This is a genomic window from Synechococcus sp. FACHB-909, from assembly GCF_014698945.1.
Lineage (GTDB): Bacteria > Cyanobacteriota > Cyanobacteriia > PCC-6307 > Cyanobiaceae > Cyanobium.
In genome coordinates, this window is the sequence record NZ_JACJTY010000004.1 from 217691 (window position 1) to 233150 (window position 15460).

12 protein-coding genes are annotated in these 15460 nt (G+C 72.3%); all 12 read right to left on the minus strand.

Translation table 11 applies throughout. From position 1 onward, the window contains the following. Positions 1-3 precede the first annotated feature (3 nt). The 12 genes from H6G99_RS08760 to H6G99_RS08815 all read right to left on the minus strand — a co-directional run bounded on the left by H6G99_RS08760 (position 4) and on the right by H6G99_RS08815 (position 15452). Complete coding sequence (locus H6G99_RS08760; protein WP_190611085.1) at positions 4-1224, minus strand: glycosyltransferase family 4 protein; 1221 nt, start codon at positions 1222-1224, stop codon at positions 4-6. Further along, positions 1221-2255: a GDP-mannose 4,6-dehydratase gene (locus tag H6G99_RS08765; protein ID WP_190611086.1), complete on the minus strand. Its 1035-nt coding sequence runs from the start codon at positions 2253-2255 to the stop codon at positions 1221-1223. Before H6G99_RS08765 ends, H6G99_RS08760 begins: the two co-directional genes overlap by 4 nt. A gap of 106 nt (positions 2256-2361) precedes the next feature. Next, positions 2362-3165 carry a glycosyltransferase family 2 protein gene (locus H6G99_RS08770; protein ID WP_190611088.1) on the minus strand — a complete coding sequence of 268 codons (804 nt, stop codon included), beginning with the start codon at positions 3163-3165 and terminating at the stop codon, positions 2362-2364. Then, a complete protein-coding gene (locus tag H6G99_RS08775) occupies positions 3162-4619 on the minus strand; it encodes a hypothetical protein (RefSeq protein ID WP_094585484.1) in 1458 nt (485 codons plus the stop codon). Before H6G99_RS08775 ends, H6G99_RS08770 begins: the two co-directional genes overlap by 4 nt. Then, positions 4616-5794 (minus strand): glycosyltransferase, encoded by a 1179-nt coding sequence (locus H6G99_RS08780; protein WP_190611089.1) that lies wholly within the window; start codon positions 5792-5794, stop codon positions 4616-4618. The genes H6G99_RS08775 and H6G99_RS08780 overlap by 4 nt, the downstream gene beginning before the upstream one ends. Then, a complete protein-coding gene (locus H6G99_RS08785; protein WP_190611091.1) occupies positions 5791-7056 on the minus strand; it encodes a glycosyltransferase family protein in 1266 nt (421 codons plus the stop codon). The genes H6G99_RS08780 and H6G99_RS08785 overlap by 4 nt, the downstream gene beginning before the upstream one ends. Position 7057: 1 nt before the next feature. After that, on the minus strand, positions 7058-9121 hold the full coding sequence (locus tag H6G99_RS08790; protein ID WP_190611092.1) for a glycosyltransferase: 2064 nt from the start codon (positions 9119-9121) through the stop codon (positions 7058-7060). Then, complete coding sequence (locus H6G99_RS08795) at positions 9118-10053, minus strand: glycosyltransferase family 2 protein (RefSeq protein WP_190611094.1); 936 nt, start codon at positions 10051-10053, stop codon at positions 9118-9120. The genes H6G99_RS08790 and H6G99_RS08795 overlap by 4 nt, the downstream gene beginning before the upstream one ends. 4 nt (positions 10054-10057) lie before the next feature. Beyond that, positions 10058-12079: a glycosyltransferase family 2 protein gene (locus H6G99_RS08800; protein WP_190611095.1), complete on the minus strand. Its 2022-nt coding sequence runs from the start codon at positions 12077-12079 to the stop codon at positions 10058-10060. Further along, positions 12072-13427, minus strand: coding sequence for a glycosyltransferase family 4 protein (locus H6G99_RS08805; RefSeq protein ID WP_190611096.1), 1356 nt, complete (start codon positions 13425-13427; stop codon positions 12072-12074). The genes H6G99_RS08800 and H6G99_RS08805 overlap by 8 nt, the downstream gene beginning before the upstream one ends. Then, positions 13424-14308, minus strand: coding sequence for a glycosyltransferase family 2 protein (locus tag H6G99_RS08810; RefSeq protein WP_190611098.1), 885 nt, complete (start codon positions 14306-14308; stop codon positions 13424-13426). Before H6G99_RS08810 ends, H6G99_RS08805 begins: the two co-directional genes overlap by 4 nt. A 22-nt stretch (positions 14309-14330) precedes the next feature. Beyond that, positions 14331-15452 carry a glycosyltransferase family protein gene (locus tag H6G99_RS08815; RefSeq protein WP_190611099.1) on the minus strand — a complete coding sequence of 374 codons (1122 nt, stop codon included), beginning with the start codon at positions 15450-15452 and terminating at the stop codon, positions 14331-14333. Positions 15453-15460: the final 8 nt, after the last annotated feature.

The window sequence follows — 15460 nt, forward strand, 5'->3', positions numbered from 1 at the left end:
GCCCTAGGCCTCCCGCAGGGTGGGGATCCGGCCGGGGGGGGCGATCGCCTCCAGGTGGGCGAGGAAAGTCCGCCGGGCCGCCTGGGGGCTCGCCTGCTCCCGTACCCACGTGAGAGCGCCGGTGGAGAGGCGTTTGCGCCGGTCCCGGTCGGCGCCGATCGCCGCGATCGCCGCCGCCATGGCGGCGGGATCACTGGCCACCAGCTGGCCGGTGCGATCGTCGATCACGTAGTCCTCCGGGCCGCCGCAGCGGGTGCTGACGACCGGAACGCCGCAGGCCATCGCCTCCAGCGCCGCAATGCACAGCCCCTCCTGGTGGGAGGGGATCACGAACACATCCAGCGTCTGCAGCACCTCCGCCAGGGCGGCGGGGGCCAGGCAGGGGAGGCAGCGCACCCGCTCGGCCAGTCCCATCGCCACCAGGGGGCCGCGCAGGCGGTCGACGTCCTGCTCGCCCGCCAGCACGAGTTCGACGGGGTGGCCGGCGGCGACGAGGCGGGCCACGGCCTCCAGCAGCAGGGTGATGTGCTTGCGGGGATCGCCGTAGCGCCCGGCGAAGCCGACGCGCCAGGGCACCAGCCGTTCGGGGGCGGGACGGAAGACGGCGGGATTGACCGGCATCCGCATCACGCCGTCCATGGGGCGGTGGGCCAGCGCCTCCAGGGCCCTGGCCGTGTAGCCGCTCAACGCCAGGATCCGCCCGCGGGGGGCCCGCAGCACCTGGCGCTCCAGCCGCTGCAGCACCGGTCCGTTGAGCATCCGGTCGAGCAGCCGCCGGGGCCGGGAGAAGCCCCTGACGCGGTCGACGCGATCCTCCTTCCAGGGGGTGGCCACCCAGGCCAGGAAGGGAATCCCCAGGCGGGCGAAGGGGGTGGCGCAGAGGGGATTCCCCGTCACCGAAAGGTGCAGGTCGCAGCCGGCCACCAGCTCCCGCCAGGCCCGCCGCGGCAGGTAGTGGGTGAACTCCAGCTCCGGCAGCCAGGCCCCCAGGCCATGGCCCTCATGGTCGCCGTAGACGCGGCGCTGCATCTGGCCCGGCTTTCGGCCGCTGGGGACCGCATGCAGCGGCACCGACAGACGCGGATGGGCGCTCCAGGGGGCATACCAGGCGAAGACGGGCTCGATGTCGAGCTCCTCGAGCATCCGGGTGACCGCGGTGGTCATGGCGGGCACGCCGCCGTCCACCGGTTCGATGGTGCTGACCAGGGCCCGGGGCCGCCTCATTGCCTGAGCCAGCCGAACAGATCGCGGTTGTCGCGGACCCAGCGGATCAGGTGGCGCACGCCGGCATCGACGCTGATCTCCGGCGTCCAGCCCAGCTGCTCGGCGGCCTTGCTGACGTCACAGATGAACACCGGCTGGTCGCCCGGCCGGGACTGGCCGCTGAGGGGGGAGAGCGTGATGGCCAGCTCCTCCTCCAGGAAGCGCAGCAGATCCCGCAGGCAGAGGGTGTTGACGGGGCCGCCGCCGATGTTGAAGGCCTGGCCGCTGATGCGGTCGCGGCTGTGCCACGCGGCTTCGTAGGCCCGGGCCAGGTCGCGCACATCGAGCACGTCCCGGGTCTGCCAGCCGTCGCCGTAGAGGGTGATCGGCCGCTCCAGCAGGGCGGCGATGCTGAACCAGGCCACCCAGCCCTGGTCCTCGATGCCGAACTGGCGGGTGCCGTAGATGCAGGACTGGCGGAAGGCGCAGGTGTGCAGGTCGTAGATGCGGGCGTAGTCGATCGTGTACTGGTCGGCGACCCCCTTGGAGCAGCCGTAGGGGGAGTCAAAATCGAGGGGCTGGGTTTCCGGCACGCCGGAGGGGAGATCGCGGAAGCGATAGCCGTGGGGGGTCATCTCCACCGGCACCGATTCCATGCCGCCATAGACCTTGTTGGTCGAGGCGTAGAGCACGAAGCTCTCAGGCGAATGGAGCCGCACCGCCTCCATCACGTTGAACGTGCCCAGGGCGTTGATCTCGAAATCCTCCCGGGGGTTGGTGTAGGAGGTGGTCACCGCCACCTGGGCCGCCAGGTGCAGCAACATGGAGGGCCGGACGGCGGCCACCACCTCGGCGAGGGCGTCCGCCTGGCGGATGTCGACCCGGTGGAAGGCAATGGCGGGATGCTGATCGAGCAGCCAGCGAAGGTTGTCCTCGGTGCCCCGGCGGGAGAGGTTGTCGAGGATCGCCACCTCCCACCCCAGGGAAGCGAAGTGCTGGGCGGCGTTGACGCCGATGAAACCGGCGCCGCCGGTGATCAGGATCGAGGGCATCGAGAAGAGCGAGACGGGGGAATCGACGGGTGACTCGAAGCGGGCAGACCGGCGGTCAGGGCGGACCTTAGGGCAACCTCCAGATCCTGCAGGGTCCTGTGGGCATTCAAGGGGGAGTCGAGAGGCTGCAGCGGCCCTCCAGGAGCATCAGATGGAGCAACAGTTCGGCATACATGCGCTGCTGGGCGTAGGCCCAGCCGCGCCAGCCCTCCAGCACCCCCCCCTTCCAGACCAGGCAGAACAGCAGGGCCGCGAAGGGGGCCAGGGGGGTGTGCTTCCGCAGCCGATCCGCCACCGACAGCTGGCGCCAGGGGGTGGTCCGCAGCTTGGCCGCCTCGATCGCCAGGTAGGAGCCCTGGGAGGCCAGCCAGCGCTGCAGGGGCTTGCGGTCGTCGTGGAAGATCGGCTGCCGCAGCCGTCCCACGGGTCCCGACAGGACGATGCGGTGGCCGTGGCCGTCGTTGCGGTAGCGGCCCAGGCCACGGCGATAGAGGCTGGTGCGCGGGGGCAGCATGCCGCTGCGCAGGGGCCGGCCGCCGATGCAGTAGCGGAACGGGATGGCATAGCCGGCCATCGCGGTGGCGGCCGGATCCCTGATCACCGCCTGGATTTCGGCGGCCAGCGGCGGCGGGATCAGGTAGTCCGCATCCAGGCTCAGCACCCAGGGGGAGCTGATCTGGTCGAGGCCGAAGTTGCACTGATCGGCGAAGCTGTCGAACGGCCGGTGCAGCACCCGGACGGACCCATGGCCGGCGAGGATAGTAAGGGTAGCGTCGCTGCTGCCGCTGTCGATCACCAGGATGGAATCCAGCCAGCCCAGATGGTCGAGGGTGCGGCCGATGTTGGCCTCTTCGTTGTGGGTGAGGATCAGGGCGGTGAGGAGCGCGGCAGGGGGCTCGGACAGACTCATGCCTGGGGCTGGGAGTGCTGCTCCAGGAAGATCTGCCGCTGGCGCTGCTGCTCCTGCCACAGGGCCCATTGCTCCTGCTGCTGGGACACCAGGGTGGGGATGGCCAGGAAGGAACCCAGGCAAAGGCTCATCAGGATGAGCACGAAGGGGTCGCCGTAGAGCTGGGCCGCCGAGAAGAACGCCGGCACGTTGGCCAGGGCGAAGGACATCAGCCCCATCAGCAGGGCGGAGGTGGACTGGGGCAGCTGCTTCAGCAGACGGAAGTTGCGCAGCAGCACCAGGGCCAGCAGCACGAAGATCACCCCGAGCACCACGATGCCGGGGATGCCGAGTTCGAGGATGAGGCGGCCGCCGCCCCCTTCGGAGACGAAGCCCACGCTCTGGATGGCATCGCGGGCGGCATTCCTGACCAGGCCGCCGGTGCTGGCCCCGGCACCCACCCCCATGCCGATGCCGTCGGAGATCTCGATGGCCCTCAGGGTGGCGCCGATGCCCTGGGAATCGAAGCGCTCGACCAGGTCCTGCTGGATGGTCAGGGAGCGGTTGGTGTACTCGCCGAAGTTCTCGCCGAGATTCTCCGAGAGGATGAAGGCATAGAGGGGATAGGCGATCCCGGCAACCCCGAGCACACTGGTGATGACCCGCTCCTTGGAGGCGGGGCTGGCCCGGCGGCTGAAGAGCAGCAGATAGATGGCCACGAAGGCCAGGATCAGCACCTGGGCCTTGCGTCGGCCGGTGAGGATCGTCAGGAAGGCGAAGCCCGCGGCCAGCAGCAGCAGCCCGAACTGGTTGGTGGATTTCTGGCTGGCGATGCCCATCGACGCGGCGATGCAGGCCGCCGCCGACAGCTGCCAGGAGGCGATCTCACTGGTGCGCCAGAAGCCGGAGGCCCCCTGGGCGGAGAAGCCGTGGCGGAACGTGATCAGCAGGCCTTCACCCACCTCCTGGAGGGTGGGATGGTCGACCCCCTGGAAGCTGAGATAGACGGTGAAGGCCATCACCGTCGACCCGATCAGGTAGAGCGTCAGCAGGCGCTTGAGGAACGGCAGGGAGCAGCCCACCTGGAAGCCCACCCAGAGACCGAAGGCCGGGGCCAGGAAGAAGGCGGCCCCGATGGCGGTGAGGCGGATGTCGGAGAAGCGGGCGAAGCTGTTGAGGCTCTGCAGGGCGATCAGGGTGAAGTAGACGGTCACCCAGGCGTCGAACTGCGGCACGGTCCAGAACATCGCCCGCAGATTGAAGCGACCGGCCCGCTCGAGCAGCACCACGCCGCACAGGGCAAAGCCGATCAGCACCAGGCCGACCATCCAGCCGGGCTGGTCCGGGGTGATCTTGCGCAGGGGATCCTGCACGAAGCCGATCAGCAGGGTGACCATCAGGCCGGCCCGCCAGTCGCCGTCGAGCAGCACGGCGGCCAGGGCGCCGAAGAGCACGATCAGCAGCAGGATGGTCATCGGCCGGCGGAAGAGGTCAGCACCTGGCGGTAAGCGTCACGCAGCTGAAGGGCGATCGTGCTCCAGGAAAATTCCATCTGAGCCAGGTTAAGGGCGGACGCCCGCATTGACAGGGACGGCCGCACCAGGGCGGTGGCCAGGGCCTGGGCGAGGGCTTCGGGGTCGCTGCCGCAGACCAGGCCGGCACCGCAGCGGTCCACATCGGCGGCCACGGCCACCTCCGGGGACAGGATCACCGGGGTGCCGGCGGCCAGGGCCTCCACGGCGGCGATGCCGAAGTTCTCCGCCGCCGACGGCAGCACGTACCAGTCAGCCGCCTGCAGCGCCCGCCACTTGGCCTCCCCCTCCACGAACCCCAGCCAGCGGCAGCGGATTTCGAGGCCCAGCCGACGGCTGCGCTCCTGCAGGCCGGCGACGTAGCGCGGCTCACCGTCGCCGGCGATGGCCAGCTCCCACGGGGCGTCGGGCTGGCGCCGCTGCAGCAGGGCCAGGGCGTCCAGCAGGTTCTCCAGCCGCTTCTTGGGGTGCAGCCGCGACAGGAACAGGAACCGGACCGGTGCGGCGCCGTCCCGGCCGGCCGCCGCCGCGGCCCCTGGTTCGGGGCCACGCACCCCCAGGGGCAGCACCAGGGTGGGGGGAGCCAGGCCGAGGGCGGCGGCCTCATCCCGTTCGGCGCCGGTGGTGAAGTGCAGGGCGGCCGCCCGCTGCAGGTTGCGCCGTTCGATCAGGCGCAGCATCAGACGTTTGCGGCCGCGGCTCTGGGCCAGGCTCCACGGGCTCAGCTGGCCGATGCTGCGCAGGATGTAGGGAACGCCGGCCCAGCGGGCCTGGGCCATGGCACTGGTGGACGGGTAGGAGAACAGGGCATGGATATGGAGCAGGTCGTAGTCCTTCAGGTGGCGGGCCAGCCAGAGGCTGAGACCGGGACTGACGGCGAACTCCCGCAGGGCGGCCACCGGCGGACTCCATCGGGGAAAGGCCAGCACCGGCACCCCCTGGTGCTGCTGCCAGCGGCCGGTGACCAGATCGGGGTGCAGCCCTGGGCCATGGTCGTTGGTGGTGAGGATGGCCGCGTCCACCTCCCGGAGCCGCAGGGCCGCCACCATCTCGATCACGGCCCGGCTGGGGCCGCCCCGCAGCGGGCTGATCGAGGGGATGACATGCAGAACCTTCATGGCGCCGGCCGAGCCGCCAGGAAGCCGTCGAAGGCCGCCCCCCAGGCCGCGGCCACCGCCGGGGCGGCATAGGCGGCGATGGCGTCACGGTTGTGGCGATGGCGCTCCCGGAACCAGCCGGCCCGGCGCCGCAGCTCCACCAGGGCGTCGAGGATGGCCGCGCTGCTCTCGATGTCGCAGTAGATCCCCTTCTCCAGGTCTTCGACGATCCCCTGCAGCGGGTTGCCCGCCGGTCCGGCCACCAGCACCGGCGTGGCGTGGGGCAGGTATTCGAAGAACTTGGAGGGCAGGTTGTCGTTGTGGCGGGGGCCGATCAGCACCAGCAGGCCATCGGCCGCCTCCGCCAGCTGGTGGGAGCGCTCGTTGCTCACCGCGGCATGGGCCTGCACGATCTGGCGCAGGCGGGGGTCGGTGCGGATGGCCGTGCGCGCCGCTTCGTAGAGATAGCCGTAGAGCTGGATCCGCAGCCCACCCTGCTCCTCGGGCCGCCAGCGCCGCACGGCCTCGAGCAGGGGCTCGATCGGTCGCCAGGGGCCCAGGTTGCCGGGGTGGAACAACGTCAGGGTCGCGGGGTCTGGAAGGGCAGCCGGCGGAGCTTCGCCGGGTTCGAAGCAGTCCGGCAGGAAGCGGGCCGGGGTGGATCCCAGCAGCCCCTGCTCGCGGTAGCGCTCCAGTGTGAGGGGTGAGGCGAACACGGCCCCCGCGCTGGCGGCCAGCACGGCCCGCTGGCGCTCGGGGTGGGCCGGGTGGAAGCGGCCCTTCTCCCGGTGGCCGAAGGGATCGTCGTAGATGGCGATGAAGGGTTTGCCGAGCCGCCCGGCCACCTCCCGGGCCACCTCAAGGACGCGGAAATCCGGGCAGATGCCGGCCACCACATCGCAGGGGAGGCGCGCCGCCGTCGCCAGGGCGGTGGCCCTGAGGCCCTCGAGGGCATGGGCCTGGGGGTCGTGGCGCCCCAGGCGCTCCAGCCACCGGTGGATCAGCTGGCGCAGGCCGAACCACAGGTGGAGCGGGGTGCCTGGCCGGCGCCGGTTCCTGCGGATGGCGCAGCGCTGGGAGCGGGAGACCCGCCGGCTGTAGTGGCAGAAGCGCTCCTGGCCGGGGAAGGGCTCCGGGGTGACTGCATCGAGCCGGGGGTCGGGGCCGACGACATGGAACTCCCAGCCGGCTGCCGGCAGATGGGGCAGGAGCTTGGCGTAGCGGCGGGCCTGGACACCGCCGCCCCCGGGCGGCTGGAGGGAGAGGATCAGGGCCCTGGCCATCTCAGGGGCGCTCCAGCAGGGCCAGCCCCGCCAGGATGCCGTCTGCGGCCTTCCGCACACTGAAGTGGCTGTTGACGAGCTCCCGCGCCGTCTCCCCCATCCGGGCGGCGGCGGCCGGATCGGCGGCCATCCGCCCCATGGCCGCGGCCAGGGCCGCCGGCTGGCCGACGGGGCTCACCAGGCCCGTGCGGCCCTCGAAGATCAGATCCTCGGCACAGCCCACCTGGTCGCTCACGATCGCCGGCAGACCGCAGGCCATCGCCTCGTTCACCACCAGCCCCCAGGTCTCGCCGTGGTCGGAGGGCAGCACCAGGGCGTCGGCCACCGCATAGGCCGAGGGCATGCCCGACTGGTTCACGAAGCCGGCGAAACTCACCGGCAGGCCGTGCTGGCTGGCCAGTGCCCTGCAGGCTTCTTCGAGGGGGCCGGTGCCCACGATCAACAGATGCACCGGGTGGGACAGGGGCTCCATCACCAGCAGCCGCAGCGCTTCGAGCAGGTCGAGCGGACGTTTCTTGGGCTGGAGCTTGCCGGCGAACAGAAAACAGAAGGCCTCCCGGGGGATGGCCCAGTCCTGGCGCAGCTCATCCCGGCGGGGGCGCAGGGCCGCGGCCCCCTCACCGAAGTAGGCGTTGTCGACGAAGTGGGGCGAGGGCACCAGCCGGCTCTGGGGCACACCGAACTGGCGGTACCAGCGGGCATTGGCCGTGCCCACGGGAAGGCCCACCGACACCCCGCGGAACAGGATCCAGTAGGTGAGGTTCAGGGGCCAGGGCCTGGGACGGAAGGCATTGGAGTCCATCCGCAGCAGCACCGGCAGGCCCTGCAGCCGGGCGGCGATGAACAGCTGCACCATGCCCAGGAAGTGCCAGCCGGTCAGCAGCAGGGCATCGGGTCGCTGCCGGGCCGGGCCGAAGCCCAGTTCCCCCAGGGGCCGGGTCAGCCAGACGCCCCGGTAGCCGGAGGTAATCCCGCGTCCCCGGCCACTGGCGGCGCGGTGCCAGGGGTAGCCCTCCAGCAGCGGCACGTCCCACTCGAAGGAGACGCCGAACCCCAGGCCCTGGGTGCGGGCGTCCGGAAGGGTGAGGTAGAGCACGTCCGTGGCCACGCCGGGGTCGGCGGCGAGGGCCTGAAACAGGGGCGTCTGGTACTGCACCGGGTGGCTGCCGGCGATCAGCAGCCGCCGCCGGCGGCTGGGCAGCAGGGCCGGCCCCTTGCGCTGCAGGCGCAGGGCCCAGAGCAGGCCGCGTCCTTCGGCGATGAGGGTGGGGGGGATCCACCAGGGATGGCGCAGGTGGTGGCGGCTGCGCACCGACCCCAGCCAGCCGCCCAGGCAGGCCCCCAGGGCCGCCGGCAGGGGCTGGGTGCGCAGCTGGAAGTAGTAGCGCCCCACGGCATGGTCGGGCTTGACGGTGGTGAGGTGCTTGCCGTAGCTGCGGGTGCCGCCCCGTTCGGCCCGGAGGTGGTGGATCAGGGCACCGGGCACGTACTGGATCGGATGGCCGGCCTGGCGCCAGCGGAAGGCGAATTCAGCCTCGAAGCGGTAGGCCACCCGCACGAAGTTCTGGTCGAATCCCCCCAGCTCCAGGGCCAGCCGGCGGGGGATGGCCACGTTGCCCCCCATGAATTCCTCCACGGAGCGGGGCCGCAGGCTGTTGAACAGGAACGGCCCCTCCTCCGGGTCGCTCTCGCCCCGGTGCCAGGGCTGCAGCACCCGCCCGGCCAGCATGGCGTCGGGGTCAGCGGCACCGGCCCGTTCGTGGGCGTTGAGCAGCTCCGGGTCCGGCAGGATGTCGTCGTCGAGGAACAGCACCCGATCGCCGCGGGCCTCCTGCAGGGCCACGTTCATGGCGCCGGTGATCGAGGGAGTCGGCAAGCGCAGCCAGCGGATCCGTCCCTCCGCCTGCCAGGCGCCCAGCCGCGCTTCGCTGTCCGGGTCGTGGCGGGGCGTCTGGTCGACCACCAGCAGCTCGAACGGGGGTGGATCCAGGGCCAGCAGCGCGGCGACGCTGTCGATCAGCACCTGATCGCGGCCGAAGGTGGGAATCGCGACGCTGAGGGTCATGGCAAGGCGGCCAGCTTGAGCCTGGCCTTGAGGTGCCAGGGGTTGAGGGCCAGGGCCTGGCGCAGGTACTGGCGGGCCAGGTCCGGGCGCTCCCGGCTGAGGCAGGCGCCGATGAAGTAGGCCCCATCGGCCTGCCGGCGCGGTTGGGCCCGCAGGCCGCGGCAGCGCCCGCTCAGGGCCTCGGCCTCCGCCAGGACGGGCGCTTCCGGCTGCCCGCCGCGGCGGGCACGGGTGGCCGCCACGATCAGGGCATGGAAGGCCTCCTGCTCCCGGCGCCGGGAGCCGCTGATCGATCCGGGGGAGAGGGTGGCCTCGTAGAGCACCTCCGGCACCACCAGGTGACCGCCGAGCTCCACCATGCGGCTCCAGAGATCGATGTCCTGGGCGAAATAGAACATCGGCCGATAGCCTCCGGCGCGCTCATAGGCGCTGCGCCGCATCATCACCGAGCCGTGGATGGCCGGCCCGGTCAGCCCATCGGCCAGCTCCCCGGGCTCCGGCGCGTTCACGCGGACCGTGGCGCCTTCCGGCACCACCAGCCGCACATGGGTGGAGCAGAGGCTGGCTTCCGGGTTCTGCTCGAGGCAGCGCACCTGCCGCAGCAGCCGGCCCGGCAGGGAGATGTCACCGGCGTCCTGGCGGGCGATGAAGACCCCGCAGGCCACCTGGCACCCCTCGATCAGGGAGCGGGTCAGGCCCCGGCCCGGCCGCTCCAGCACCCGCAGCCGCGGGTCGGCGGCGGCCCGCGCCGCCAGCAGGGCGCCGGTGTCGTCGCTGGAGCCGTCGTTGACGACCACCACCTCCAGGCTCACCCCCTCCTGGCCGGTGAGCGAATCGAGGGTCGCGGCGAGGCTGGCCCCGCCGTTGCGAACCCCCATCACCACCGACACCAGCGGGGCCGTGCCGGATTCGTGCTCCACAGGCTCCTGCATCACCTCAGGTCATGTTCCCCCCTGGGCGGGGTCCTGGCCGCAGCCGTGTCCGGACTCCCATGCTCAGCCGGGCCGCCCGGCCCCAGCCCAGGGCCGTGGCCAGCAACCCGTAGAGCAGGAACTCCAGCTGCCGCCGCGGCTGGCGGGCTCCGTGGCGCAGGGCCAGCTGGAACAGTCGGCGGGAGGCGTGCTCGGCGCCGGCGGCGCCGCACTGGCGGCTGAGCAGGAAGGCGGAGCGGCAGAAGCGCGCCATCTCGGGGCCGTCGGGGTCGACGCCGGCGGCCAGGGCGCTGTGCAGCAACGATTCCTGGGCCCGGGCCCGGTCCGCCAGCTTGCGGGGGTCGAGGTGGCCCCGGTCGCTGAGGTGGTCGTCGCCCATGTGGATCCGCCGCACCGACACCTCGCCCGGCACCCACACCAGGGGCGTTCCGGTCGCACCGGCCCGGCCGTCGTACTCCCAGTCCTCCTCGTTGATCCAGGGCTGCCAGGGGCCGATGCGGTCGAGCAGGTCGCGCCGGTAGAGGGGACAGCTGGTGGTCCACCAGCGCTCCAGAAGCAGCCGGGGGAACAGCCGCTCCAGGTGCTGGCCGGTGGCCCGCATCGGGCCGCGCCGTTCGACGGGCCGCCGGGAATGGTCCTCCTCCAGGCTGGGGCCGTAGGCGATCCCGGCCCCAGGAGAGCGCTGCAGGGCCCCGACCTGGGCGCTGAACTTGCCGGGCAGCAGCAGGTCGTCGCTGTCGAGGTACTGGACGAATTCACCGCGGCTGTGGTCCAGGCCCCGCTGGCGGGCGGCGCCGGGCCCGCCGTTGGGCTGGTGGATCACCCGGATGAGGTCCGGATGGGCGGCGGCCAGGCCATCGGCCGCCGCGGCGGTGTCGTCGCTGGAGCCGTCGTCGACGATGACGACCTCGATCGGCCGGTGGTCCTGCTCGAGCACGCTGGCCACCGCTTCGCGCAGCAGGACGGCGCGGTTGTGCACCGGGATGATCGTGCTGACCAGGCCGCTCACCGGGGCGGGCCGCAGGGCGGCGATGCGCTCGAGGGCGGGGCGCCGCATCACGGCCCGGGCCCGCTCCAGGTTGGGATTGTCCTTCTGGTGCTTGAGGGGCTGGCCGCGGTGCCAGAGGTGCACGATCGGCTCGTAGCCCCAGATCCAGGTGGGCCTGGTGAGGCAGCGGTCCCAGAACTCGTTGTCCTCGCCCCCCCAGCCGACGAAGCCCTCATCCATGCCGCCGATGGCGGCATAGGCCTCGGCGGTGATCGCCATCGAGCCGCCGGCCTCCAGGTTCTGCACGATCGCCTCCGCCGGCCTGGCGTCATAGGCGCCCGAGCCGGCCAGTACCGCCGCGCTGTGGGCCTCGTCGAGGTAAAAGACGAACCGCTTCGGGTTCACCACCGCGTAGCCGCGGGCGATCCGCTCCAGCAGGCGGCGGGCGTAGCCGGTGGGCACGAGCATGTCGTTGTCGTGCAGGAGCAGCACCGGGGCCCGGGCCTCGCGGGCGCCGAGGTTGAAGGTGTGGGAGCGGTTGTAGGGGGCGGCGGGGTCCGGCAGGGGCCCATGGACGTGGCGCACCCAGGGGGGAAGTCGGTCGGCGATGCGGGGCTCGCTGTCCTGCTCGATCACCAGGCATTCGAGCCGCACGTCCTCCTGGGCGGCGAGGGATTCGAGGGTGGCCAGCAGCAGGGGCAGCCGCTCGGTGCCCCGGTGGCCGATCAGCACGCTCAGCTCCGGCGGCCCATCGGCCCAGCCGGGGCTGGTGCGGCGCCGGATCGGCGCCGCCGCCAGGCAGCGGCGCAGCAGGCGTCGGCCCAGCTCCGGCTGGATGGCCGGCGCATGCAGGCGGGAGGTGTAGCGCCACAGGCAGGCCTGCCCCCCTCCGTCGGGGGCGGCCTCCAGCCGCTCGCGGCGGTTGGCGATCCGGAGCTGGGCCGGTGCCGGGCGGCGCAGCAGTCCCTCGTAGCGGAGCCGGTCCATCAGCCACACCCCCAGCCGCTCCCGCCGGGTGGGCCGCGCCGCTTCAGCCATGGGACGCACCGGGGTCGTCGAGGCGGGCCGCTTCCGTCAGCAGATCCTCCAGCAAGTCATTGGCCGCCACCGCCCCGCCTGCGGCACTGCCGGCGCCTGCGCCGCCCGAATGGGGCCATTCGCTGCCGGCGCTGCCGTGGCGGAAGCGGAGCCCCAGCAGCCGGCGCAGCCCCTCGCCCCGCCGGCGGCCCAGCCAGCGGTCCAGCCGTCCGGCGGGGGCCGGCGCCGGCTCGGAGGGGGCGTCCGGCAGGGGGGGCAGTTCCATCACCTGGTCGAGGGCGTGCCGCCACGCGGCCAGCGAGGCCGCCCCGCTGTAGCGCCCCGCCACCAGGGCGTGACCGGACCTGGACAGCCGCTCAAGCAGGTGCGGATCCCGCAGCCGCGCCAGTTCGCCGGCTGCGGCGTCCATATCCCCGCAGGGGAACAGCAGGGCCGTGGCGTCGTGCACCAGGGCCCCCTCCAGGCCCGCTCCCACGTAGCGGCTGCTCACCACCGCCATGCCACTGGCCATGGCCTGCCAGGCCACGATCGGGCCCGTCTCCCAGGAGGAGGTGATCACCAGGGCATGGTGATGGCCGTAGATCTCCGCCGCCAGCCGGTCCTGGTCGACATGGCCGAGCATCCGCACGCGGCCGCGTGCGATCCAGGGGGCCAGGGAGGCCTCCAGGGCCGGACGCTCCCTGCCGTCACCGGCGATGCTGAGCTGGACGTCGATGCCCCGGGCCTGCAGCGCCTCCAGCAACGGCGGCAGATCGTGGACCCGCTTCTGGGGCTGCTCCAGCCGCCCCACCCAAGCCAGCCGCAGGGTGGTGGCCGGATCGCCGCCGGGGTGCTGCCAGGCCGGCACCGGCACGCCGTAGGGGGCGTAGAGCACCCGGGTCGGATCCATCCCGCTCCGCCCGCTCGCCAGCCGGCAGGCCAGGCGGTTGGTGGCGATCACCGCGTCGATGCCGGCGCCGTGAACGCGCAGGTCGCCGAAGTAGTCCGCCTGCAGCGCATGCAGGGTCATCACCACCCGTCCGTGGAACCGGCCTTGGCGCCGGGCCCGCTGGGCCGCGGGGTAGAGGTCGACCAGGTTGACGCCGAGCACGAGCTCCGGGTCGAGCCTGCCGAGCAGGCTGGCGATGGCGCGGATCCGGCCTTCGGCGCTGCCGCTGGGGTTGACGATCGGCTCGGCCGCCAGGGCCGGATAGGCCCGGGCGTAGGGGCCATGGCGGTGATGGTCCCCGTCGGGCACCGCCACGGTCACCTCCAGCCCCCCCTCCCGCAGGCCCGGCACCAGGTTCGCCAGCCAGTCCTGGACACCGCCGAGCAGGTAGGCGGAGGGGGCGAGCACCAGCACCCTCATGGCGTCCGATCCAGGTGCACGATCCCCGGGCCGGCCGCGTTCAGGGGTGGCACGGACAGGTGCGGCAGCGGGGCGACGGGCCGCACGTGGTGGCCGAGCTGGCGGATGTAGGTCCCCTCAGGCTCCGGGCAGCGTTCCCACTTGCGGACGAACACCTCCTGGTTGGCGGAGGTGTACTTGCCCCAGACGCGCTCCGACTGGCCGTCGAAGGAGGTGGTGGCGGGCTGGTCGTTCGCATGGTGCAGATAGGGACAGGCCACTCCTCCGATCCGCACCCCCGCCAGCGAAGCCCGGGCGGTGTAGTCCATGTCCTCGAAGCCGATGCCGCTGAAGCTCTGGTCGAAGGCGCCGATCTTCTCCCAGCAGCGGCGGCCGATGGCGAAGTGGGACCAAGTGTTGTTCAGCAGGCTGAGGTCCACCGACTCCCAGTCCATCGCTTCGGCCCAGCGCCGCAGGTAGGGGTCGATGCGCAGATCGTCGTTGAGCACCAGGGTGGTGGCGGTGGGGCTGGCCTGGAGCAGCTCGTTCCACATCTGGCAGAGCCCCACCACCCGCTCATGCAGCAGGAAGCGGCGATGGGGCGGCTCGCCGTCGGCCAGCTCGCGGCACAGCCGCTCCAGGTAGCGGCTCTGGCTGGCCCCATCGCCGTGGCCATTGACCACCACCAGGATCGGCACCTCCGGAAAGCTGCGCCGCAGGGAGCGGTAGAGGGGACGGAAGTAGGTCTCGTAGCGGGCCTCGAAGGTGGTGATTGCGAAGCTGAAGCGGTCGGCGAGGGGCCGCCGCGGCGGCAGCAGGACCCTCGGGATGCGGCGGCGGCTGCCGTGGACCACGGCGCGGGCGGCGAGGTAGAGGCGCAGGTTGAGGGAGGAGCGGTTCATGGCGGCGGTGGTGGGTGCTCCCTCAGGGGCGCCCCAGGGCGCCGATCGCCTCCACCAGGGCGCGGTAGCGCTCCTGGGGGCGGATGTGGTCGCGGAAGCAGCGGGCGCAGTCCTCCCGCCGGGCGTCCAGATCGGCCCCCAGGTGGTGGGCCGCCGCCAGGAAGCCGGCGCCGTCGTCGACCATCACCCCGCAGCCGAAGTCCTCGACGAACTGGAAGCTGGGCTGGCGGCTGCAGATCACCGGCACCCCCATGGCCAGGTACATGCAGAGCCGGTTCGAGCTCACGCCCATGGCCTGGAACTGGGGCGCCGGATTGGTGTAGACGGCCAGGCCGATGTCGTAGCCCACGGCCGATCGCCAGGCCTCCTGCCAGGACAGCCGGCCGGTCTCGATGTGGAGCCGGCCCCCCAGGCTCAGGCGCCGCAGCAGGTAGAGCGCCAGGGGATCCACCCCCAGGGGCTGGACCACGGCGCAGAGCGCCGGATCCTCGTGCAGGGCGTCGAGCAGCCAGTCGGCGCCGGCGGTGAGGTTGAAGCCCCCGGAGATGGCCAGGGTGAGGGCGTCCGGTGGCAGGCCCCAGCGCTGGCGAAGCTCCCGTCGCAGCACCTGATCCCGCTGTGGGGGCTGCCGGAAACAGCCGGGGTAGACCAGAACGGGCTGGGCCGACGGCAGGCCGGCATAGTCGCGCACCAGATCCACCCGGTGGGTGTCGTTGACGATGGTGAAGCGCGCCCGCCGGTAGGCCTGCAGGCAGAGCCCTTTCCAGCGTTCCGAGCGGGGGCCCCGGTAGCTGCCGGCGCGGATCTCGTCCCCCAGGACGAAGGAGGGACGGCGGTGCAGGCGGGCCAGCACACCCACCACGGCGATCGGATCCTCGGTGGTGCCCGAGAAGCAGGCGTAGCGGCGCCAGCGCGGCCGCCAGGCCTGGATGAGCAGCCAGCGCATCGAGTAGGCCACCGGGTGCGTGCTGACCCGTTCGCCGTAGGGGGCGGTGCTGCCGCAGGGCCCGGGGGCGAAGACGTGGACGTCGTAGCCGTTCTCCAGCAGGGCGGAGATGATCGCCTCGTTGGGGGGCGAGTGCAGCAGCTCCGGCACCAGCAGGAAGTGGGCGGCGATCGGCCGTGGCGACGAGGGACCGGTCATGGAGGAAA